The sequence below is a fragment of the Candidatus Sarcina troglodytae genome, assembly GCF_015708635.1.
Classification (GTDB): Bacteria; Bacillota; Clostridia; order Clostridiales; family Clostridiaceae; genus Sarcina; species Sarcina ventriculi.
Window position 1 is genome coordinate 175,097 of the sequence record NZ_CP051754.1, and the last position, 24,936, is coordinate 200,032.

Annotated in this window: 16 protein-coding genes and 2 pseudogenes; all 18 read left to right on the top strand. The window is 28.6% G+C overall.

Going from position 1 to position 24,936, the window contains the following annotated elements; all coding sequences use genetic code 11:
• Positions 1-623 precede the first annotated feature (623 nt).
• The gene (locus HH195_RS00845; protein ID WP_196371226.1) at positions 624-1,145 is read left to right on the top strand and encodes an FHA domain-containing protein; all 522 of its coding nucleotides are present in this window, start codon (positions 624-626) and stop codon (positions 1,143-1,145) included.
• Positions 1,146-1,158: 13 nt separating this feature from the next.
• The gene (locus tag HH195_RS00850; protein ID WP_196371227.1) at positions 1,159-2,388 is read left to right on the top strand and encodes an FtsW/RodA/SpoVE family cell cycle protein; all 1,230 of its coding nucleotides are present in this window, start codon (positions 1,159-1,161) and stop codon (positions 2,386-2,388) included.
• A complete protein-coding gene (locus HH195_RS00855) occupies positions 2,388-4,103 on the top strand; it encodes a penicillin-binding transpeptidase domain-containing protein (RefSeq protein WP_196371228.1) in 1,716 nt (571 codons plus the stop codon). The genes HH195_RS00850 and HH195_RS00855 overlap by 1 nt, the downstream gene beginning before the upstream one ends.
• Positions 4,104-4,521: 418 nt before the next feature.
• Complete coding sequence (locus HH195_RS00860; protein ID WP_196371229.1) at positions 4,522-4,719, top strand: hypothetical protein; 198 nt, start codon at positions 4,522-4,524, stop codon at positions 4,717-4,719.
• A gap of 220 nt (positions 4,720-4,939) precedes the next feature.
• Positions 4,940-6,373, top strand: coding sequence for a peptidoglycan D,D-transpeptidase FtsI family protein (locus HH195_RS00865; RefSeq protein WP_243278521.1), 1,434 nt, complete (start codon positions 4,940-4,942; stop codon positions 6,371-6,373).
• Positions 6,374-6,389: 16 nt separating this feature from the next.
• Entirely contained in the window at positions 6,390-8,294 is a 1,905-nt protein-coding gene (uvrC, locus tag HH195_RS00870; RefSeq protein WP_196371230.1) for an excinuclease ABC subunit UvrC, read from the top strand.
• A 230-nt stretch (positions 8,295-8,524) separates the two neighbouring features.
• Positions 8,525-9,439: a UDP-N-acetylmuramate dehydrogenase gene (murB, locus tag HH195_RS00875; protein ID WP_196371231.1), complete on the top strand. Its 915-nt coding sequence runs from the start codon at positions 8,525-8,527 to the stop codon at positions 9,437-9,439.
• 367 nt (positions 9,440-9,806) lie between these two features.
• The gene (rapZ, locus tag HH195_RS00880) at positions 9,807-10,691 is read left to right on the top strand and encodes an RNase adapter RapZ (protein ID WP_196371232.1); all 885 of its coding nucleotides are present in this window, start codon (positions 9,807-9,809) and stop codon (positions 10,689-10,691) included.
• A complete protein-coding gene (locus tag HH195_RS00885; RefSeq protein ID WP_196371233.1) occupies positions 10,688-12,016 on the top strand; it encodes a gluconeogenesis factor YvcK family protein in 1,329 nt (442 codons plus the stop codon). The genes rapZ and HH195_RS00885 overlap by 4 nt, the downstream gene beginning before the upstream one ends.
• 13 nt (positions 12,017-12,029) lie before the next feature.
• Positions 12,030-12,980 carry a DNA-binding protein WhiA gene (gene whiA / locus HH195_RS00890; RefSeq protein ID WP_196371234.1) on the top strand — a complete coding sequence of 317 codons (951 nt, stop codon included), beginning with the start codon at positions 12,030-12,032 and terminating at the stop codon, positions 12,978-12,980.
• 177 nt (positions 12,981-13,157) lie between these two features.
• A pseudogene (gene dnaE / locus HH195_RS00895) lies at positions 13,158-14,384 on the top strand (DNA polymerase III subunit alpha); the annotation flags it as partial.
• A 286-nt stretch (positions 14,385-14,670) separates the two neighbouring features.
• Positions 14,671-17,016: pseudogene (dnaE, locus tag HH195_RS00900) on the top strand (DNA polymerase III subunit alpha); the annotation flags it as partial.
• A 468-nt stretch (positions 17,017-17,484) separates the two neighbouring features.
• Entirely contained in the window at positions 17,485-18,444 is a 960-nt protein-coding gene (pfkA, locus tag HH195_RS00905; RefSeq protein WP_055259866.1) for a 6-phosphofructokinase, read from the top strand.
• A 91-nt stretch (positions 18,445-18,535) separates the two neighbouring features.
• The gene (gene pyk / locus HH195_RS00910; protein WP_196371236.1) at positions 18,536-19,954 is read left to right on the top strand and encodes a pyruvate kinase; all 1,419 of its coding nucleotides are present in this window, start codon (positions 18,536-18,538) and stop codon (positions 19,952-19,954) included.
• A gap of 586 nt (positions 19,955-20,540) precedes the next feature.
• Positions 20,541-21,428: a GGDEF domain-containing protein gene (locus tag HH195_RS00915; protein WP_196371237.1), complete on the top strand. Its 888-nt coding sequence runs from the start codon at positions 20,541-20,543 to the stop codon at positions 21,426-21,428.
• Between the two features lie 29 nt (positions 21,429-21,457).
• Positions 21,458-22,828: a 23S rRNA (uracil(1939)-C(5))-methyltransferase RlmD gene (rlmD, locus tag HH195_RS00920; RefSeq protein ID WP_196371238.1), complete on the top strand. Its 1,371-nt coding sequence runs from the start codon at positions 21,458-21,460 to the stop codon at positions 22,826-22,828.
• Between the two features lie 236 nt (positions 22,829-23,064).
• Entirely contained in the window at positions 23,065-23,880 is an 816-nt protein-coding gene (locus HH195_RS00925) for an oxidoreductase (RefSeq protein WP_196371239.1), read from the top strand.
• Between the two features lie 14 nt (positions 23,881-23,894).
• Positions 23,895-24,887: a helix-turn-helix domain-containing protein gene (locus tag HH195_RS00930; protein WP_196371240.1), complete on the top strand. Its 993-nt coding sequence runs from the start codon at positions 23,895-23,897 to the stop codon at positions 24,885-24,887.
• Positions 24,888-24,936 lie beyond the last annotated feature (49 nt).

Here is a 24,936-nt window from a genome sequence, read left to right on the forward strand (position 1 = left end):
ACGTATTTATGATACTTTTATTTTAGTAATTTAAATTATTTTGAATTTTAATAAATTAGTTTAATAAGAAACTTTAAAAGATAAAATGAAATGATAATTGCAAAATATAAATGAAATCTTATGCATTATGACATTATTTCGTAAAGAATTAGAGGTATAATTTTCATGATTGACCTTTATAACATTAATTATAATAGTTTTTATATGATGGATTAATATAAATTTAATCTACATTGTATAAAATAAAATTAATGTTAAATGGTAATAGCTTTATTAATATTTTTAATTTAAGTTGGGAGGTAATGTATTTACAAACATTATACAATATAAATAAATTGGAATATTTTAATAATAATTCTTTTATTTTATAATAATAAATATATTTATTATTATAATAAATGGCATTTATACAAACTGCAAAAATATTTTAAGCAATTTATTAAATGAATATAAATTATTACTATAATTTAATTGCTTAAATATGAAAACAGGTAAATTTTAATATGAATTTGATATGAAAATAATTTATTTTATTGTATAATGATTACTATGTGCATGGTATATACGTGCATAATGGAGCGACAGACTAAAATAAACTATAAAACTAATGTAGAGGTGAAATGATGGATTTTGATCAATTAGCTGGTTTATTTTTTGGAGTAATTTTCATAATAGTTTTATACTCTATAATTCTTTATGCATTAAGAATCATGTATAAAGATATCAAGGGGGGGAAAAGAAAAACTACGAATACTATTCAAAAAAATACTACTCAAAAAAATACTACTCAAAAAAATACTACTCAAAAGACCAATGATAGTACTAAAAAAGCAAGTGGTTCAAGTATAAGGGGACTAGAAGTTTTAACTTCTATGGATGAGGCTAAATTAAAAGTTGGTTCAGTTATTCCTATGGCTACTGCGATTACTTTAGGTAGAAAAGAAAATAATACTGTAGTTCTTAATGACAGATTTGTCTCCTCATATCATGCAAAAATATACTTAAAGAATAGAGAATATTATTTAGAGGATTTACAAAGTACTAACGGAACTTATGTAAATGAAAATAAAATTGAAGGTAATATTAGATTAAATGTCAATGATATCATAAGATTTGGAAGTACAGCCTTTAAGGTTATAGGATAATAGAGGTGATAAAATGAATACTGTTAAATATGAAGTAAAGATAATGTTGCTCATATGCATTTTATGTGCTGGTATATTTATAAATTTGGCTTTAATAGCAGATCCGGTATCTACAACTGCACTAGCTATGGGTGGAGTTCTTATAGTAGCAATAGTAGTACCTTATATTATCTTAAGAAAATTTAAACCTAATGGGGATAAATACATACTTATGTTTATAGATGTTTTTATTACAGTAAGTACTGGTATACTTTATGTAATTAATTCAAGTTTAGCTCAAAAGCAGTTAACATGGTTTTGTGTAGGATTAGTTATGTATCTTATTATAACTTTAGCTTTACCTGATTTAAAAACATTTGCTAAATATAAAAGAATATATTTAATAGGAACATTAATATTTATGGTTATGTCTCTTATTATAGGTAAAGAGATAAACGGTGCTAAAAACTGGGTATATATTGGAAGTTTTAGTTTTCAACCTGCCGAGTTTGGTAAATTGTTCTTAATTTTATACCTATCCTCTGTTCTTGTAACATATAAGAAAAAAGACAAATTTATAGATGATGTAAAAGGATTAATGAAGCCGATTTTAGTTGTTGGGTATTCTATAGTTTTAATGTTTTTACAACATGACTTAGGTATGGCACTTATGTTCTTTATAGTTTCATTAACAATATTATATTTGGCAACTTCAAATGGAAAATATGTATTAATATGTTTAGTGGGACTTGTATTTGGTGGAACAATCGGTTATTTTAGTTTAGGATATGTTAGACAAAGATTTGAGGTAGTCGGACCTAATGTATGGAAATATGCAGCTAGTTCTGGTTATCAAATAGTTCAAGGGTTTTATACAATGTCTACTGGAGGATTGTTTGGAACAGGTCTTGGAAATGGATATCCGTCTTTAGTACCAGAGGCATCTACAGATTTTATATATACTATAATAGCTGAACAGTTTGGTATGATATTTGCTGTAGGATTAATGATTTTATATTTCTTATTATTTTATAGAGGAATAAGAAGTGCACTTTATGCTAAAGATAGGTTCTCTCAATTAGCAGCAATAGGATTTAGTACAATGATAGTTGCACAAGTTTTAATTATAGTGGGTGGTGTATTTGCTGTAATACCATTAACAGGAATAACTCTTCCAATGGTAAGCTATGGTGGAACATCTATGCTAACAATATTATTTGCTCTAGGAATACTTCAAAAAGTTTCAGAGGAGGGCAATAGATAGTGAATGATAAAGAAAATAAAGATTTAAATAAAGCAGATACTAAAGAAAAGAAAAAAGATAAAAGAAAAAACGAAAAAAAGACACTTAATTCACAAGAAAAATCGCCAAGTAATATTAAAAGAATAATGATAATTTTCTTTATTCTTTTAATAGGGCTTATATCATATATAGCCTATTTTGGTGTTATAAAAGACCCTACAATATATAATAAGACTAATAATACAGCTAAGCTTGCCACTGAACATAAAGTAGTAAGAGGTAATATCTATGATACTTTTGGGCAAGCTTTAGCAGAAACTAAGGTTGATGGAACCGAACAAAGTATTTATTATCCTTTTGGTAGAGCTACATCAGCAGTAGTAGGTTACGTAAGTACAATTTATGGTACATCAGGACTTGAGTCTACATATAATAAGGATCTTTCAACATATACTAGTGATACTAGCATATGGGATGATTTTAATATATTTAAGTTATTTAAAGACAGAGCTAAAAAAGAATATGGAGATAATGTTTATACAACCATAGATGCTCAACTTCAAGAAGTTGCATATAAGGAATTAAGCCAATATAAAGCAGGAGCGGTTGTAGCAATTGATCCTAAAACAGGGGCAGTGCTTGCAAGCGTATCTTATCCTGATTTTGATCCTAATAATTTAAATACATCTATGAAAAAAGACGAAGAAACTGGTGATGGTTTATTTTTTGATAGAGCAACTCAGGGATTGCTTGCTCCAGGTTCAACTTTTAAAATGGTAACTATGACATCTGGACTTGAAAATATTCCAGGACTTGGAAATCAAACATTTAATGATCCAGGGTATATACAACTAGGAGATTATAAATTGACTGATGAAGGTTCAACAAATTGGGGAACTCTTACATTAAATGGAGCATTATCAGTATCAAGTAATGTTGTATTTGGTGGAATAATAGCAGTAGAACTAGGAAATGCAAAACTTAAAGCAACTGCTGAAGCTTTTGGATTCAATGAAAATATTCCGACGGTTGGATTTAGTTTAGCACAAAGTCAATTCCCTACATATTCAGAAAACCAAGAAGCTGATATAGCAATGAGTGGTATGGGGCAAGCTCAAGACCTTGCAACCCCAACAGAAATGGCATTGATAGCGGGAACAATAGCTAATAATGGTGTTATGATGAGACCTTATTTAGTAAGCAAAGTTGTTGCAAGTGATGGTAAAACTGTTGAACAAACATCAGTAGAGCCTTATAGAACAGTTATGTCAGAAGATATTGCTAAGAGAGATCAGGAAGCAATGGCATTTGTTGTTAAACAAAGGGTTGATCCAAGCGATGGTCCTCCATATATAGGAGATTGGAATGAGTGGCCAGAGTTTGATCATATTCCAGATGCAGGAGCTAAAACTGGTGCAGCACAAACAGGTGCGAACGGTGATTCTGTTGACTCATGGTTTGCTGGATATTCTGGAGATACAATAGCCGTTGCTGTTGTTGTTCAAGATACTAGTCCAGAAGATGCGATAGCAGGTCATATAGCTGGAGCTGTAATGAATACATACCTAAAACAATTAGGTATTATACCAGATGATGTTGATAATACAACCAATGAAGGTTCAGGAGATATGGTAAGTGGTAAATTAACAGTTACATCAGACCCAACTAATGGTTCAAAGACAGCTAACACTATGAACACATCTTCAGCAAATGATAATGTTATACCAACATCATAAAATCTAAATGTAGTATATTAGATAAATTATTGTAATAATTTTTTAAATAGGATTTCGCTTTAAATTTAAAAGATATAGTTATAGTATTTAATAATATGCTTAAAATAAAAGAAGTGATAGGAGTGAATTTATACTCTTATTACTTCTTTTATTTTCTTTAATTTAAAGTCAATAAAAATAAAAAATAAGATTAAATAAAACATATAAATGATAAAATTAAGTTACTTAAATATAAAATAAAGGTTTATGCAAATATATATAAATTATTAATTAAAATTTAATTGATTTATTATAGAATATTTAATAAAAAGTTAAAATTTTTATAATGTAATTGAAGCATATATGATAAGAAGATATGATAACATAGTAATAGAATGTTTAATTATATTAAATATTCTATTAAGAGAGGAGTTTGTATTTGAAAAGAAACATAAGAAAAAGAAAAAGATCAGTTAATGTAATAACTAGGAGAAATAAGAGAGATGTAAGACTAATAATGACCATATACTTAACAATGCTTACAGCCCTTATAATATATATAATATATTTTGCATTGGTTTATGGGCCTGAAATAGCTAAGATGAAGAGTAATTATATAATACATTTAACAAAATAAACAATAAAAAAATATAAATATATTTACTATATTTATGCAAAAACATATCAAAATTTAAACAATTTAAGAAAAATTATCATAACATATTTACAAATATTTAAAATAGGTCTTTAATAATATCATTAGGCTCTATAATTTTTCTAAATGTGCTTAATAAAATTAAAACAAAAATTAGTTTCTATTTGGGGATAACTATAGGACTTAAAGGGGGAAATGACATTTGAAAAATGATACAGAAAAAAGTACACGAAAAATTATGATAGTTTATCTAGTTATATTGCTCGCTCTTATATCTTATATAGTTTATTTTACTGTGGTATGTGGACCTAAGATAGCTGCTATGGATAGTAATACAAGAGGTGCAGCTAGTCAGAATACGATTTTAAGAGGTACTATATATGATAGTCAAGGTAATGCATTAACTATAAGCAAAAAAACAAGTACATTAGATCAAACTATTAGTTATCCTTATGGAGATATTTATGCTAATGTAGTTGGGTATTGTAGTAGTGCTTATGGAAAAACTGGATTAGAAAAAACTTATAATAATCAATTGACGACTTATCAAAGTGGGAAAGGAATTCTTAGATATTTTAATATAGTTAAAAGTTTTAAAGAAAGAAGTACTCCAAAGGTAGGTAATAGTGTTTATACAACTTTAGATACTAATTTGCAAAAGGTAGCTTATGAAGGCTTAAGTCACTATACTGCAGGAGCTGTAGTTGCTATAAATGCTAAAACAGGAGCAATACTTGCAAGTGTATCTTATCCATCTTTTGATCCTAATGATTTAGCAAGTGCTATGGCTAAAGCTACACAATCGGGAGTTACTCCATTTTTAAGTGATAGAGCAACTCAATGGCTTTATGCTCCAGGCTCAACATTTAAAGTAATAACACTTGCATCTGGTCTTGAAAATATATCAGGTTTGGCATATAGAACATTTGATGATACTGGTAAAGTAACAATTGGAGATTATACTCTTCCAAATGAAAACGGAGTAGCATATGGTAAAATTGGTATAAATAAAGCTCTTTCTGTATCAAGTAATGTTGTTTTTGGTGGAATTATAGCGGAAGAACTTGGAAATGCAAAACTTAAGGCAACAGCAGAAAGTTTTGGATTTAATGAGGATATTCCAACTGTTGGATTTTCTTTAAAACAAAGTAGCTTCCCAACACTTTCATCATATGAACTTGGGAATATAGCTCAAAGTGGTATAGGTCAAGGGTCAGTACAAGCAACTCCAACACAAATGGCATTAGTTGCAGCAACAGTTGCTAATGATGGTATTATGATGAGACCTTATTTGGTAAGCAAAATTGTTGATAGTGAAGGCAATGTTGTAGATGAAACTAAAGTACAACAGTATAGACAAGTTTTATCTGCAAGTGATGATTCTGTTATTAAAAATGCTATGGCATATGTTGTTTCACAAAGGGTTCAAAGTGGAACTTGGTCATATTTTAGTGGTATAAATAATGTAGGAGCTAAAACTGGAACAGCACAAACAGGTAGTGGAGAACCAAACTCATGGTGGATGGGTTATGCTGGAGATTTAGCAGTAGCGGTAGTTGTAGAAGGAGCTGGAAATGTTGATGGAGCGTCAGCTAAAATAGCAGCATCTGTAATTAAAGCATATTCAGGACAATAATAGGAGGATGATAGCTATGTTTAATTTTGAACATCAGCTTAAAATATTGCCAGATAAACCTGGAGTTTATATAATGAAAAATTCATTAGGTGAGGTAATATATGTTGGAAAGGCTAAAATTCTTAAAAATAGGGTAAGACAGTATTTTCAAAACTCTAAAAATCATTCAGTTAAGGTTAAAGCTATGGTTAAAAATATTTCTGAATTTGAATATATAGTTACAGATTCAGAAATGGAAGCTTTAATTTTAGAGGGTAATTTAATAAAGAAATATAATCCTAAGTATAATATTGCTCTAAAAGATGATAAATTTTATCCATTTATAAAAATAACTACTAATGAAGATTTCCCAAGAGTTTATATGACTAGAAATTTCGTTAAAGATGGAAATAAATATTTTGGCCCATATACAAGTAGTGCTTCGGTGCATGAAGTTATGGATCTTATAAAGAAAAACTTCCCCTTAAGAACTTGCAAAAAAGTTATAAAAGAGGGTGGAGAAACTACAAAACCTTGCTTAAATTATCACTTAAATTTATGCAAGGCACCTTGTAGTGCTTACATAACAAAAAATGATTATAAACAAATAATTGATGACATAATAGGAATATTAAGTGGAAAAAATTTATCGATTTTAAGTTCATTAAAAAAAGATATGGTTAAATTTTCAGATGATTTAGATTTTGAAAATGCGGCAAAGCTAAGAGATAAGATACTAGCAATAGAAAGTATTGTAAGTAAACAAAAAATGTTTATTTTAAATTATGGAGAAGAAGATTTTATAGATGTTTATTCAGATGAAAAAGATAGCTGTGTTCAAGTGTTTTTTGTAAGGAATGGAAAGGTTACAGGGCGTGAACACTTCATGATAGAAAATACTGATGATTCACCAAGGGAAGACATAATATCGGAATTTATAACAAGATTCTATGGTGGAACAGCCAAGATACCAAAAGAAGTATATGTATCTAAAATTAATGATTTACAGCTTTTAGAAGCATATTTAACACAAAAAAAAGGTAAAAAGGTAAATATAAAAATACCTAAAAAAGGACTTAAAAAAGAGATGTTAGATATGGTATGGAATAATGCTAAGATAACTTTAACACAATTTAAGGATAAAATGATTAAAGATAAAAAGGAAAATATAGAAGCATTAGAAAGTATAGTAGAAAAATTAGAGTTAGATAGTATACCAGAGAGAATAGAAGCGTATGATATCTCTAATATGCAAGGAGTGGATTCGGTAGGAAGTATGGTAGTCTTTGAAAATGGAAAGGCTAAAAATTCTGATTATAGAAGATTTAAAATAAAAACAATTGATGGTCCAAATGATTATAAAAGTATGGAAGAAATATTACAAAGAAGATTTGTCCATGGATTAGAAGAAATAAAAATGATTCAAAAGGGGCAAGTTGAATATTCTAATGGGAAGTTTAGTATTTTTCCAGATTTAATAATGATGGATGGAGGAAAAGGGCAAGTAAATATAGCCTTAGATATACTAAAAAAACTTAATATAAATATACCAGTTTGTGGTCTTGTAAAAGATAATAAGCACAATACTCGTGGAATTATATATAATAATAAAGAGATAATTATAAGTAAAAATTCTAGTATTATGAGGCTTATAACTAGAATTCAAGATGAGGTTCACAGGTTTGCTATAACTTATCATAGAAGTTTAAGAGATAATAACTCTTTATATTCATTATTAAATGATATTCCTAGAATCGGAGAAAAAAGGAGAAGAAATTTACTCATAAAGTTTGGAAATATAGAGAATATAAAAAAGGCTTCTATGAGTGAATTGTTGGATACTCCTAGCATAGATAAGGCTGCTGCACAAAGCATATTAGATTATTTTTCTAATTCTTCAAGTAAAAATATTGTTAATAAGGAAGAAAAAAATATACCATAGATGGATATTTTATAGTATATTAAATAATAGGAAACTTTTATCTATAAAAATTATTAGTATTTTTATCCTTTAGATGCAAGATTTAAGTGCTAGATATATAGGTAATTGTAGGCTTTATATAATAATGAATAATTTATCATTTTTATTATTTTATGATTAAATAGTAGGATATTTATTTTATAAAATATTTGGTAGGAATAATATTAATTTTGAGGAGTTTGGAGTTTATAATGAATAAATACATCAATTTTAGTAAGTTACTTTATGAGTTTTATAATGAGGAAGATGTACTTATAGATGCTCCTATGAGTGAACACATCTATTTTAAGGTTGGAGGCCCTGCTGATATTTTAGTTACACCTAATACTAAAGAGCAGGTAATAAAAACTATTAACTTATGTAGAGAACACAATGTACCATATTTCTTATTAGGCAACGGTTCTAATCTTTTAGTTAAAGATGGTGGAGTTGAAGGGGTAGTTATTAAATTTTGCAAATTAAATAAAATAACTGTGAATGGAAATGAATTAACAGCATATAGCGGAGCTTTGTTAAAAGATGTATGCAAAGCTGCACTTGCTGAAGATTTAGTTGGTATTGAGTTTTCGTGTGGAATACCTGGAAGTATTGGTGGAGCTGCTTGCATGAACGCTGGAGCTTATAATGGAGAAATTGCTGAAGTTATTAAGGAAGTAGAAGCCATAGATACATTAGGTAATCTTGTTACTTTAAATAGAGAAAAATTGGCTCTTGGTTATAGAAGTTCGTTAATAATGAAAGAACACTATGCTGTGATAAGTGTTACTTTAACTTTGCAAAAGGGAGTGCATGATAAGATAGAGTTTAGGATTAATGATTTAACAAGACGAAGAGAAGAAAGACAACCTCTTGAATATCCTTCAGCAGGCAGTACATTTAAAAGACCTGAGGGACATTTTGCAGCCAAATTAATTGAAGACGCTGGTCTTAAAGGATTTTCAATTGGTGGTGCATCAGTATCCAAGAAGCATTCAGGCTTTGTTATAAATCATGGACAAGCTACTGCTAAAGATATTTTAGATGTTATAGCGCATGTGCAAAAAGTAGTTAAAGAAAAGTTTGATGTGGATCTTAAAACAGAAGTAAGAATAATCGGTAGAGATTAATGAAAAAATAAAAGACCTGAAGTATATTTCTTTAGGTCTTTTTAGTATTTAAATAATATTTTATTTAAATGAATATTGTATAAGGTGTTTGCAAAAGGAAAGAGTGGGGGGACCACTCTTTAATATACAATAGTATTTTTGGGGGAACTTATTGTATAATGTATTTTAATTATTTGCAAAAATTCAATATTTTATACATATTAAAGCAAATATTTTTTATTTTTTTATAAAGAAATCCTTTGGTTTTAGTGTTATACTAAAATATCATAGTAGACATCTTTTTATCAATAATTACTCTAGTGCTTATGAGTAGTATTGGTCAGTTTATGATATAATTTTTAATATAAAAGTTTTGAGGAGGATTTCTATGAGGTTTGTAATAGTAACAGGACTTTCAGGAGCAGGAAAAACCGAAGCTACAAGAAGTTTGGAAGATTTGGGATATTTTTGCGTTGATAATTTGCCACCCAAATTAATATCAAAGTTTGCAGAGGCATGTACTCAAAGTCAAGGGAAGATAAATAAGGTAGCTTTAGTTATAGATATTAGAGGTGGAATATTTTTTGACGATTTATTTGAAAGCTTAGAGTATTTAAAAAAAGAAAATTTTAAATATGAAATATTATTTTTAGATGCTTCAGATGAAATGTTAGTTAAAAGATTTAAGGAAAGTAGAAGAAGCCACCCACTTTCACCAGATGGAAGAGTTTTAACTGGTATAAATGAGGAAAGGATGAGGCTTAGGGAAATAAAAGATAGAGCCGATAATATAATAGATACATCTAAATATGCAATTAGAGATTTAAGAGAAAAGATAAATTTATTATATGGAGATGGGAAAGGGCGTGATAGAAGTTTAACATTAACTATATTATCGTTTGGATTTAAGTACGGAATACCAACTGATTCAGATTTAGTTTTCGATGTAAGATTTATACCTAACCCTTTTTATATACCGGAGTTAAAGCCTTACTCAGGATTAGATGAACAGGTTAAAAATTATGTTTTTGAACAAAAAGAAGCTCAAGAGTTTGTAATTAAACTTAAAGACATGCTATATTTCTTAATACCTAATTATATAAAAGAAGGGAAAAGACAATTAATTGTATCAATTGGATGTACTGGTGGAAGACATAGGTCAGTTGCTATAGCAAATGAAATTTATGAAGAATTAAAAGCATCAGATTATACTGTTGGAATAGAGCATAGAGATATAAATGAGGATATAAATAGAGGAGCTAAAAAATTATGATTCCTCTAAAGTCTTTCAAATTAGGAAAAAGAGTAAAAGGATATATTATAGCATCAGTAATATCAATTTTAGTTTTAATAATATTAATAACAAAAACTGTTTTAAGTAGATTAGATGAAAATAGTACTGATATAGTTTTGATTATAGTTTTTATTGTATTATCATCTATTTTCATATATAAATCTGTTGAAGAGGTTATAAAATGCATTGTTGTCCTAGCTAAAAGAGGATACATTGATATAAATATAGATGAAGATTTAGAGGAACTTATAGATGATGATGTTATTTTATTAAAGGGACCCAAGATAGTTGTAATTGGTGGGGGAACTGGATTATCAACTATGCTTAGAGGGCTTAAAAACTATACTTCAAATATAACTGCAATAGTTACGGTAGGTGATGATGGTGGTGGATCTGGAGTTTTAAGAGAAGACCTTGGCATTCTACCACCTGGAGATATAAGAAATTGTATATTAGCTTTAGCAAGAACAGAACCTTTAATGGAAGAACTTTTACAGTACAGGTTTAAAGACGGAAGACTTAAAAATCAAAATTTTGGTAATTTATTCTTAGCTGCTATGGATGGAATCTCAGATAATTTTGAAGATGCTGTTCAAAAGATGAGTTCAGTTCTTGCTGTGAAAGGAAAAGTTTTACCAGTTACATTAGAAGATATGGTTTTAGAAGCGGAACTTGAGAATGGAAATAAAGTCAGAGGGGAATCGATAATTGGTGAAGAGGTTATTGAACAGGATAGTAGAATAAAAAAACTTAAAATATTTCCGGAAGATGCAAAAGCTTTAGATGATGCCATTTCAGCTATTGAAGATGCAGATGCGATTGTGCTTGGACCAGGAAGTTTATATACGAGTATTTTGCCTAATCTATTGGTAAAAGATATTACTAGAAGCATAAAAAAGAGCAAGGCTCTTAAGTTATATATATGTAATATTATGACTCAGCCTGGAGAAACCCAAAAGTTTTCAGTTTCAGATCACATTAAAGTGATTTTTGACCATTGTGGTAGGGATATTATTGATTGTGTGATAGCTAATGAGGAGAGTATTCATCCTGATTTAAAGGATAAATATTATGCAGAAGGGTCTGATATAGTTAATCTGGATATAGAAGAACTAGAAAAGTTAGGTGTAGATGTAGTAAAAGATGATTTAACGGAAACACAAAAAACTTATGTTAGGCATAATGCGAAAAAGTTGGCTAAAATAATAATAGAAACGGTTATGGAAAGGAAAATGCTCTATGATAGAAATAAAATTTTAGAGTATATATATTTATGCAAAAAAATAAAAACTCGAGATAACTAGAAAGGATAGTATTATGTCGTTTTCAGCAAAAGTCAAAGGAGAGATTTGTAGATATGTAGATATGTCAAAAGAGGAGGCTCTTGCTCAAATATCAGCTATAATGAAGGTAAGTGGAACTTTAGCTTTTAGTGGTAGACAAATAAGCTTTAAAATAACAACAGAAAATCCAGCGGCAGCAAGACTTATGTTTACACTTTTAAAAGATTACTTTTCAATTCACTCAAAGCTTATGGTGAAAAAAAGTAATTCTTTAAAAAAGAATAATATATATATGGTTGTAATTACTGAAGATATGGGAGTAAAGGAACTATTAAAGACAACAGGAATTTTAAGAGAAATAGATGGAATAATGTCTTTAGATTATACTATTGATGACAGTTTAGTAGATACTGAGACTAAGAAAAAATACTATATTAGAGGAGCTTTTATAGGTGGAGGAAGTATAAGTAATCCAGAAAAAAATTATCATCTAGAGTTTGTAACTCACTCTCAAGAATATTCTGAGGATTTATGTAAAATTATAAATAGTTTTGGTCTTAATTCAAAGGTAATTCAAAGAAAAAATAGTTATATAATTTATATTAAAGAAGGAGAACAGATAGTTGATCTTTTAAATATAATAGGTGCACATACTGCTCTTTTAGAGATTGAAAATATAAGAATAATCAAAGAAATGAGAAATAATGTCAATAGATTAGTTAATTGTGAAACTGCTAATCTTAGTAAGACTGTAAATGCTGCTGTAAGGCAAGTTGAAAGTATAAAGCTTATAGAAAGAGAGATAGGTCTTGCAAGACTTCCTAAAAATCTTAGAGAAATTGCAGAACTTAGATTAAAGTTTCCTGATGAATCGTTAAAGGAGCTAGGGGAAATGTTAGAACCTAAGGTAGGAAAGTCTGGTGTGAATCATAGGCTTAGAAAAATAGAGAAAATAGCTGAAGAGTTGAGAGAAAATAATTTTTAACATACTAAAAGATTCTAAATTTTGGTTTAGAATCTTATTTTTTTCTAAAGATTTATAAATAATAAAGACTATAAGATTAATGGATTTTAGTGTAGTATTTAAGATGTGTTGTTAAGACTCATAAAGTGTTAAAATATTAATGAAATCAAGATGTATTTTAGAAAGGAAGTGAAAAATATGTCTGATAAAAAATTTTGTCATTTGCATCTACATACAGGGTATAGTTTGCTTGATGGATCAGGTAAAATAAAGCAGATAATTTCAAGGGCAAAAGAACTTGGTATGGAAAGTATAGCAATAACTGATCATGGAGTTATGTATGGATGTGCAGACTTTTATAAGGAAGCAAAAGAACAGGGAATAAAGCCGATTTTAGGATGTGAAGTATATGTGGTTCCTAAATCTATGAAAATAAAATCTGTTGATAGTGATAATAAAACATATCATTTAGTCTTATTAGTAAAAAATCAAAAAGGTTATGAAAATTTAATGAAGATAGTTTCTGTAGCTTCTATAGAGGGATTTTATTATAAGCCAAGGGTGGACAGAGAGTTTTTAAAGGCTCATTCTGAAGGTTTAATAGCATTAAGTGCATGTCTTGGAGGAGAAGTTCAAAAAGCTATTTTAGAAAATAATATAAATAAAGCTACAGAAGCAGCTTTGTTTTATAAAGAAATTTTTAAAGATGGATTTTATTTAGAACTTCAAAATCATGGGATGAGGCAACAAAGGAAAGTTAATGAAGAAAATATTAAGCTAGCGAAGGAATTAGACATTCCGCTTATAGCTACTAATGATGTTCACTATATTTATCAGGAAGACTCAAAGGCTCATGATATACTTATGTGCATTCAAACGGGAAAAACAGTTAATGATGAAAATAGAAGAAGATATCCGTCTGACCAGTTTTATTTAAAATCACCTGATGAAATGTGGGATATGTTTGATTATATTCCCAAAGCCTTAGAAAATACTATAAAAATAGCTAATGAATGTAATTATGATTATGAGTTTCATGTATCTAAATTGCCTAAATATCAACTTCCAGAAGGAGAAAATGATCCCTATGAATATCTTTTAAAAAATTGTTTTAAAGGTTTAGTAAAAAGATATGATGTTTTTAAAGAAATTAAGGATAATTTTAATTATAAGGATGTAGTAGAATTTTCAAAGACAAACGAAGATGCAAAAGTATTAGTTGATAGGCTTCTTTATGAAACAGAAATTATAAAACAAATGGGGTATGTTGATTATTTTTTAATTGTTTGGGACTTCATAAAATATGCAGTAGATAATGGAATACCAACAGGTGCAGGTCGTGGGAGTGCGGCTGGATCAATAGTATCATATACATTAGATATAACTAAAATAGATCCTATGAAATATGGGTTGTTGTTTGAGCGTGAGCTAAGATGCGCTCGTTAAATTGGGTGAATTGCTGGAAGACTAAGTTTAAAAAAATATGTTAATCAGCAGCCAAGTCTAGGAATAGCGTAAAGTACTAGAAAGGTTCAGAGACTAGAAAGATGAGTAGCTAATCAATAAATCTTTCCAAGAGTGCCCAACTTATTGAATGATATATTAAATTCAGTAAGATGATATAGTCCAAACTGGAATGGAATAAACCATTTAATGAAAATGAGGGAAACCTCCAGAGCACAGAATAAAGAGTCTGTGGATAATACAAATGTTCTTAAACCCAGAGAGAGTAAGTATGCCTGATGTGGATTCAGATTTTTGTTATGAACGTAGGCAAGAAGTTATAGATTATGTAGTTAAGAAGTATGGAAAAGATAATGTATCCCAAATAATAACTTTTGGGACAATGGCAGCTAAGATGTGCATAAGAGATGTTGGAAGGGCTATGGATTATTCTTATGCAGAAGTAGATAGAGTTGCAAAAATGATTCCGACGGCTCTTGGTATGACAATAGATAAAGCTTTAGAGTCAAATCCAGAGTTTAAAGATATTTATAATTCAGATAATAGAGTTAAGGAACTTGTTGATATAAGTAGAAGATTAGAAGGACTTCCAAGACATTCTGCAACTCATGCAGCAGGCGTTGTTATAGCATCTAGACCTTTAGTTGAGTATGTACCACTTCAAAGGAATGATGAATCAATTGTAACTCAATTTGATATGACTACTTTAGAAGAACTTGGACTTTTAAAAATGGACTTTTTAGGTCTTAGGACATTAACAGTTATGAGTGATGCTGTTAAGATGATAAAAGAAAATAGGGGAGTAGATATAGATTTAAATAATCTGGATTTTAATGATAAGGAAATTTATGAGATGATAAGTAAAGGGCAAACAGCTGGAGTATTTCAATTAGAATCAGCTGGTATGATTTCTTTTATGAAAGAACTTCAGCCCGATTGTTTTGAAGATATAATTGCGGGAATCTCTCTTTACAGACCAGGACCGATGGCTGAAATTCCAAGATATATAAAGGGTAAAAGAAATATAGATAGTGTAAAATATGAAACTCCAGAAATGGAAGAAATATTAAATGTTACTTATGGAGTAATGGTATATCAAGAACAAGTTATGGAAATAGTTAGAAAATTAGCTGGATATTCCATGGGTAGAAGTGATTTAGTTAGAAGAGCTATGTCGAAGAAGAAACACAAGGTAATGGAAGAAGAAAGAAAAAATTTTATTTATGGAATTCAAAATGAAAAAGGTGAAATAGAGGTTCCAGGTTGTGTGAGAAATGGAATAAGTGAAAAAGTTGCGAATAAAATATTCGACAATATGATAGATTTTGCTAGTTATGCGTTTAATAAATCACATGCGGCAGCCTATGCAGTAATAGGATTTCAAACAGCATATTTAATGAGATACTATCCAACAGAGTATTTAGCAGCAATGCTTAACTCATTTATGAATAATAGTGAAAAAGTATCTGAATATATAAGAAGTGCTGAGAATTTAGGAATTCAAATATTACCACCAGATATAAACGAAAGTTATTCAAAGTTTACAGTTAAAGGCGATACTATAAGGTTTGGATTAGCTGCAATAAAAAATGTTGGAGTAAATGTTGTAGATAGTATAGTTAAAGCAAGGAAAAATAAAGGAGAGTTTAAATCATTAACAGATTTTTGTAATAAGTTAGATGTAGGTGCAATAAATAAAAGGGGTATAGAAAGTTTAATAAAATCGGGAGCTTTTGATTGTTTTAAAATTTATAGATCTAGACTTTTAGCTGTTTATGAAAAGATAGCTGATAGTGCAGCAAATGAAAAAAAGAAAAATATTGATGGTCAAATATCATTATTTGGAGATGATGTAGAGAGTAATTTTTTACAACTTAAAGTTTCTTATCCAGATATAAATGAGTTTGACAAAAATCACTTATTAGCTATGGAAAAAGAAATGACAGGGCTTTACATAAGTGGTCATCCTTTAGATGAATATGAAAAAACTTTAAAAATGCAGACATCTATAACGATAAGAAAAATATTAGATGAAGAAAAAAAGTTAAAAGAAGAAAACTCCATTGATTCAAATTTGGATAGTGGGGAAAATATAAAGGATGGAGATAGAGTAATAATTGGTGGAATTGTGTCTTTTGCATCTAGAAAAGTCACAAGGAACAATACTTTAATGGCATTTATGAAAGTGGAAGATCTATCAGGTACGATAGAGGTAATAGTATTTCCAAAAACTTTAGAAAAATATACAGCTTTAGTTAATGAAGACGAAATGGTATTGGTTAAGGGAAGAGTTTCATTAAAACCAGATGAAGATGTTAAAATTATTTGTGAAAGTATAAATATTTTAGAAAAAATAGATAGCTCTAAGGTTTATATTAGAGTTCAAGATATTCAAAAGGCAAAAGAAATAAATAAATTATTAAAATTTATAGTAAAAGATTATACTGGGAAAACGCCAATATACTTATACGCAGATAGAGAAAAAAGAAAATTTTTAACCAATAGGGATGTTTGGGTAGATTTAAATAATGATGTTTTAAGTGTTTTGAGAGAAAAATTTGGAGAAGAAAATATAAAAGTTTTAGAAGAATAAAAAATTAATTTATTATATAAAAGTATGTTTAAATATTTGTAAAGTGTAAATAATAAACAATGAAATGCTTATTTGTATTTGAAGTTTATTAATATAAAAAGATGTAATGAAATTTATAGCATATATTTTCCTGTAAAAAGGAAAATATATAGCTTTTTATATTAATAAAAAATTTTAAATATTTATGTAAGATTAAAATATGTTTTTAAGATGAAATTATTTTTTCACTAGTATATTAAAAAAATATAGATTGATGGTAAGGTATACATAAAAATACTCGATGTTTTTTTATGCTATTCTACATAAAAAGGTTGAAAATAACTTATATTTTAAGTAAAATTATTATTGTAGTGATTTAAATGTGAGAAAATTTAAAAAAATAGCAATTGTATTGTTATTTAAATAAATATGGGCAATTTTAATACCAGAGGGACTTTTAAAGACCCGGTCTAGTTTAGGAGGTATACTATGAAGAAAATAGCTGTATTGACAAGCGGTGGAGATGCACCAGGAATGAATGCTGCTGTAAGAGCAGTAGTTAGAACTGCTTTACACCATGGAATAGAAGTTATGGGTGTGCAAAGAGGTTATGCAGGACTTGTAAACGGTGAGTTATTTAAAATGGATAGAAAATCCGTTTCAGATATAATAAATAAAGGTGGTACAATTTTAAGAACTGCAAGATGCGTAGAATTCAAACAAGAAGAAGTAAGAGAAAAAGCTGCAGGAATATTAAAGGCTTATGGAGTTGATGCTTTAGTTGTTTGTGGAGGAGATGGTTCTTTTATGGGAGCTAAGCTTCTATCAAAATTAGGAGTTAAGACAGTTGGACTACCAGGAACTATTGACAATGATTTACCATACACAGATTATACAATAGGATTTGATACAGCATTAAATACCATTGTAGAAGATATAGGTAAATTAAGAGATACTTCTTCTTCTCATGAAAGGGTATCTGTTATAGAGGTTATGGGAAGAAATTGTGGAGATTTAGCTTTATTTGCTGGAATAGCAGGTGGAGCAGAAGCAATAATTGTTCCAGAATTACCTTTTGATAAAGAAGAATTAATAAAAACAATATTAGAAGGAAAAGTTAATGGTAAGCTTCACAATATAATAATCCTTGCAGAAGGAGTTGGAGGAGCTGAAGATTTAGCTAAAGAAATAGAAGCTACAACAGGAATAGAAACAAGAGCTACTATTTTAGGACATATTCAAAGAGGTGGTTCACCATCAGCTATGGATACTGTTTTAGCATCAAGAATGGGAGCTAAGGCTGTAGAAGTTTTATTAGAAGGAAAAACTTCTAGAGTTATAGGAATAAAAGCAAATGAAATATTTGATATGGATATAGATGAAGCTTTAGCAATTCCAAGAAGCTTTGATGAAAAGTTATATAATACAGCTAATTCTATAAATAAATAATTAAGTTATTAAGGTTATAAACTTTTTAAGTTTGTGATTTATAATATATAAAAAAATTTAGGGTTAATTTAAAACGAGGGAGTGTTGTTAGATGAGAAAAACAAAAATAGTTTGTACTCTTGGACCAGCAAGTGAAAATGAAGAAGTATTATCAAAATTAATAGAAGCAGGATTAAATGTTTCAAGACATAACTTCTCTCACGGTGATCATGAAGAACACGGTGGAAGAATAGCATTAGTTAAAAAATTAAGAGAAAAATATAATAAACAAATAGCTATAATGTTAGATACAAAAGGACCAGAAATAAGAACTGGAAAATTTGAACCAAACAAGGTTGAATTAACAGCAGGAAGCGATTTTACTATATTTGCTGGTGGAGACGTAGTTGGAGATACAACTAAATGTTCAGTAACTTATGCAGGATTATCTAATGATGTTAAACCTGGAAATACTATATTAATAGATGATGGTTTAGTTGGATTAGAAGTTAAATCAGTAGAAGGAAATGCTATTAAATGTGTTGTTAAAAATACTGGATTAGTTGGAACTCATAAAGGAGTTAACGTACCAGGCGTTTCTATACAATTACCAGCATTAACTGCAAAAGATGAAGCTGATTTAATATTTGGTTGTCAAGAAGAAGTTGATTTAGTTGCAGCTTCATTTATAAGAAAAGCTTCTGATGTTGAACATATCAGAAAAGTTTTGGTAGAAAATGGTGGAGAACATATTCAAATATTCTCTAAAATAGAAAACCAAGAAGGTTTAGATAATTTAGATGAAATATTAGAAGCATCTGATGGAATAATGGTAGCTAGAGGAGATTTAGGTGTTGAAATACCAATGCAAGAAGTTCCAGCTGCTCAAAAATTAATGATCAGAAAATGTAATGAAGCAGGTAAGCCAGTTATAACAGCTACTCAAATGTTAGATTCTATGATGAGAAACCCAAGACCAACAAGAGCAGAGGTTTCAGACGTAACTAATGCTATATTAGATGGAACAGATGCAATTATGTTAAGTGGTGAATCAGCAAACGGAAGCTGGCCAGTAGAAGCAGTTCAAGCTATGGCTACAATAGCTACAGAATCTGAAAAATTATTAAACTATGAATTAGCTGAATCAAAAGCTAAAAATCATATACCAGCTATTTCAGGAGTAATTTCAAGAGCTGCATGTAATGCTGCTAATGAATTAAATGCTTCTGCAATAATATCAGTGACTCAAACAGGAGCAACTGCTAGAAGAATATCTCAAAGTAGACCACAATGCCCAGTAGTTGCTGTAACTCCATGTGAAAAAGTTGCTAGAAAACTAACATTAAGCTTTGGAGTATATCCAGTAGTAGTTAAGAGCATGAACTCTCATAAAGAAATAATGGAAGATTCAGTTAACTATGCTAAAGAAGCTGGATTTGTTAATGCAGGAGAAACTGTAGTTATAGCAGCAGGTATACCAGCTGATAAAGCAGGAAGCACAAATGTTTTAAAAGTTTCAGAAGTAAAATAATTATTATTAAATTATTTTAAGCATAAAAGTACGTTGAAAATTTCAACGTACTTTTTTATATTTAGTATAGTTTAAATAAGATTTTTAATTTTATATAATAAAATATTTTAAAAGGCTTTTAATTTATTTTGGATAAAAATTTAATATAAATAAATAAAATATTTTTTTATTTATAAAAAAAGGTAAAAAATATGATAAAAATTATATGTTCACAAAAAATTTACAAATTAATTTGTGTTTTTTAGTGAAATATAATGAATAATATATTATACTTATGTAACAATAATAAATAAGATATATTTGGCAACTGATTCTATATAAAGCATTTAATGTTTCTAACCATTAGGTGCTTTTTTTTTGTAAAAATTTCATAAGAAATTTATATGAATTATATTTAAAATATATATAAATTTAAATATAATTTATATATAGTAATGTTTTTTAAAAATAAAAATTTATATCATTGATTAAGATGTAAATCTAATATAAGATTAATTAGTATTCAAATTCAAGATGAGAATACATTGTTAAAATACATAGATTTAATCATATTAAATGAGTTATAGTATAGGGGAGAGTGGGTATAATGGTTGAAAATATAGATTCACATATAAAATCATTATTTGATTTTGTTAGAATTGTAGACCCTATAAGTAATAATATAGTAGATCAAGAATGCAAAAATAATAACGGTATTAAATGTTATAAAATGTGGAATAATAAAGGTTTATGTAAAAATTGTATTGGTGCAAGAGCCTATAATTATGATGATAAGTCATTTGTAAAAATTGAGTGTAGTGATGAAAATATTTATTTGGTTATGGCTAAAGTTATTAAATATAAAAATCGAAAATATATTTTGGAAACTGTAAAGGATATTACAAAATCTGATGTTTTAGAAGAAATAACTAAAATGACAAATGAGCAAATGAAAGAAGAAGTGGATAGAATGAACATGTTAGTTGCCTTAGATGGTTTAACTGAATGTTTTAATAGAAGATATATAACTGAAAAATTGCCTATAGAAATGACTAAAGCAAAAAAAAATAAAAAAGATTTATCAATAATGATGATGGATATAGATTTTTTTAAAGATATAAATGATAAATATGGTCATTTGGCAGGTGATTATGTTTTAAAAAGAGTTGTTAACATAATTAAAAAAAATATAAGATCTTCTACTGATTGGATAGCTAGATATGGTGGAGAAGAATTTATTATAGTTTTGAATGATACAAATAATGCTAGTGCATTTTTATTGGCGGAAAGAATAAGGTTAGCTATAGAAAATACTCATTTTAGGTATAAAGATGTTACTATAAATGTTACTGTAAGCATAGGTGTTACATCCATGTCTGATAAAATAAATAATAAACAGCAATTATTAGAAAAAGTAGATAAGAATTTATATAAAGCTAAAAGCATGGGAAGAAATATGTGTATTTTAGATGAAAAATCTTTTTCTTATAAATAAAATATAAATTAACAAAGGTGATATAAAATATGGTGGAAAAAAATAAAGAATATGTTGTGCAAGTAATTTCACAAGGATATGAGGGTGAAGGTATTGCTAAAATAAATGAAAGTTATCCAATATTTATAGAAGGTGCGTTAAGTGGTGAAGTAGTTAGAGTTAAAATAATTAAGGTTAATAAAAATTTTGCTTATGGAAAATTAATGGAGATTATAGAACCTTCAATAAATAGGGTTGAACCAATTTGTTCTATATATAAAAGATGTGGAGGATGTAAAATTCAACATATATCCTACAAAGGGCAATTAGATTTTAAATGGGGAAGAGTTAGAGAGTGTATAGAAAGAATCGCTAAATTGGATAAGGAAATAGTTAAATATCCATTGGGTATGACAAAACCTTTAATGTATAGAAATAAAGTTCAACTACCAATAGGAATGTTTAATGGTCAGTTAAGGATAGGTTTTTTTGTGTCCAGAAGTCATGAAATAATAGATATGGAAGAGTGTTTCATTCAAGATGATATTGCAAATAAAATAGTTAAATTAACTAGGGAATGGATAAAGAAATTTAATATATCTCCATGTAATGTAGATGGTGAGTATAAAAGTTCTGGCGTGATAAGACATTTAATGATAAGGCGTGGTTTTAAAACTGGTGAGGTTATGGTAGTTTTAGTAACTAATAAGCAAGAATTACCTTATAAAAATGAGTTTATTAAAGTTATTACTAACAGTATACCTGAAGTAAAAAGTATAATACAAAATGTAAATTCTAAGAATACAAATGTTATATTGGGAGATAAGCTTATAACACTTTGGGGAAATGACACTATATCTGATTATATAGGGGAATTTAAATTTAATATTTCACCATTATCATTTTTTCAGGTAAATCCTATGCAAACAGAGGTATTATATTCAAAGGCCTTAGAATATGCTAATCTTACAGGAAATGAAACTGTTTTTGATGCGTATTGTGGTACTGGAACAATAACTCTCTTTTTATCTAAAAAAGCTAAAAAGGTTTATGGTGTGGAAATAATTCCCCAAGCAATAGATAATGCTAATGTAAATGCTAAAGAGAATAATATTTCTAATGCTAAGTTCTTTGTTGGAAAATCAGAAGAAATAATTCCAGATCTTATAAATAAGGGGATTAAAGCTGATGTTATAGTTGTTGATCCACCAAGAAAAGGCTGCGATATAAGTCTTTTAAATGCTATAAGTAAAGTAGCACCGAAAAGAATAGTTTATGTAAGTTGTGATCCAAGTACATTAGCTAGAGATTTAAAGATATTAGATGAAAATGGATATAAGGCAATAGAAGTTCAACCAGTTGATATGTTCCCTCAAACAGCACATATTGAAAATGTTGCATTAATATCAAAGATAAAATAATAAATATATAATATACGAGAAATGAAATTTTAATTAGCCATTTTATTTCTCGAATTTTTTTATTTATTATAGAGTATATTTAAATTTTAGAATTATCTAGTATTAAATAACTAAGTGTGTAATTGTATATAGATAAGCTATGGAATGAATTGCATTAAAAACGGCGTGATAAGATGTTAAAATAAAAGTTTAAGAAATGTATAATAACGTCATAAAGAAATCTTGGGGGTGGCGTTATGAAGAAAGTAGTTTTAGTAACAGGAGCATCTAGCGGTATTGGAACAAAGATAGCACAGGAACTTAAGAAAACAGGATTTACTGTATATGCAGCTGCTAGGCGTATAGATAAAATGGATGATTTGAGAGAAATGGGAATTATACCAGTTTTTTTGGATTTAACTAACGAAAAATCCATGGTAGATTGTGTGCAGACAATTTTGCAAGAATCTGGACGTATAGATGTATTGATTAATAATGCAGGATATGGTTCTTATGGTCCTATAGAAAATGTTTCTATGGAAGAGGCTAAGAGGCAATTTGATGTTAACTTATTTGGTATGGCTAGATTGATTCAGCTTGTGCTACCAGGAATGAGGGAAAATCATTGTGGAAGAATTATTAATATTTCTTCAATGGGAGGAAAAATATGGACAAGATTTGGAGGATGGTACCATGCAACTAAATTTGCAGTTGAAGGTTTTTCAGACTGTCTTAGAATGGAAGTTGCTCCATTTGGGATTGATGTTGTAGTAGTGGAACCAGGTGGAATTAAGACTGATTGGGGAGTTATTGCAGCGAATAATTTGAAAGATGCAGCTAAAGGTAGTGTATATGAAACAAATGCAAATAATGTGGCTAACAGTATGATTAAAAATTATTCTGGGAATATGTTAACAGAACCAGAAGTAGTTGCGAGAACTGTTAAAAAGGCTATTGTAAAAAGAAGACCGCGTACACGTTATTTAATTGGTTTTATGGCTAAGCCTATGGTATTGATTCAAAAAATCTTTGGAGATAGAGTGTTTGATTGGGTAATTACAAATTTAAGTTAGGAGATATTGATTTTATGAAACATTTTCCTTTAGATAAAAACTATGCTATTTTACTAGATAAATATAGAATTCCTATGAATGAAGTATTAAAAAGGTCAAATCTTCCATTGGATTTATTTGCAAGAGTGAATCCTTCTATAACGTGTGAAGAATATTATAGATTTATGAAAGCTATTGATGATCTTGTTTCTAATAGAAAATTACCAATATACCTTGCAACAGCTGAAAATATAGAGAGTATAACACCATCTATTTTTGCTGCTTATTGTAGTGCTAATGCTAAGGAATGTGTTAAGAGAATCGCAAAATATAAAGCTTTAGTAGGAGCAATTGTTTTTGAGATTATAGAAGATGCTAATTACATAAAAGTAAATATTTATGGAGAAGAAAACATAGAATTACCTGAAATTATTGTGGGAATTGAAATGGTTCTATTAGTAAATTTAATTAGGAAAGCAACAAAAAGAAAAATTATACCACAAAAAGTTATGGTCAAACAGTTTTTTTCTAATCCAGAGTATGAAAAATTTTTAGGAATTAAAGCGGAGAAAAGTGAAGTAAATTCAATTGCTTTTTCTAAGCATGATGCAGAAATTCCTTTCATTACAAGGAATGAATCTATGTGGAATTTTTTTGAGCCAGAATTAAGAAAAAGATTAAATGAAATGGATATAGATGATAGCTTTTCTACAAGAGTAAGAAGTATTTTGGTGGAACTTCTTCCAGCTGGAAAATCTACAATTGATGACGTAGCTAATGCACTTGCTGTAAGTAAGCGTACATTACAGAGAAAACTTAAGCAAGAGGATACAACTTTTCAGAAACAGTTAAATCATACAAGAGAATTACTTGCTAAAAATTATATTAAAAATACACAATTTTCATCTGAAGATATTGCATATTTGTTAGGATATCAGGATTTAAATTCTTTTTTTAGAGCATTTTCAGTTTGGACAGGAAAAAGTGTTACGCAATATAAAAATGAATTTTTATTACAAAGAAAATAACATAATTAATTAAAATTAAAAAAGTTTATTAATAAAGAGTATATTAACT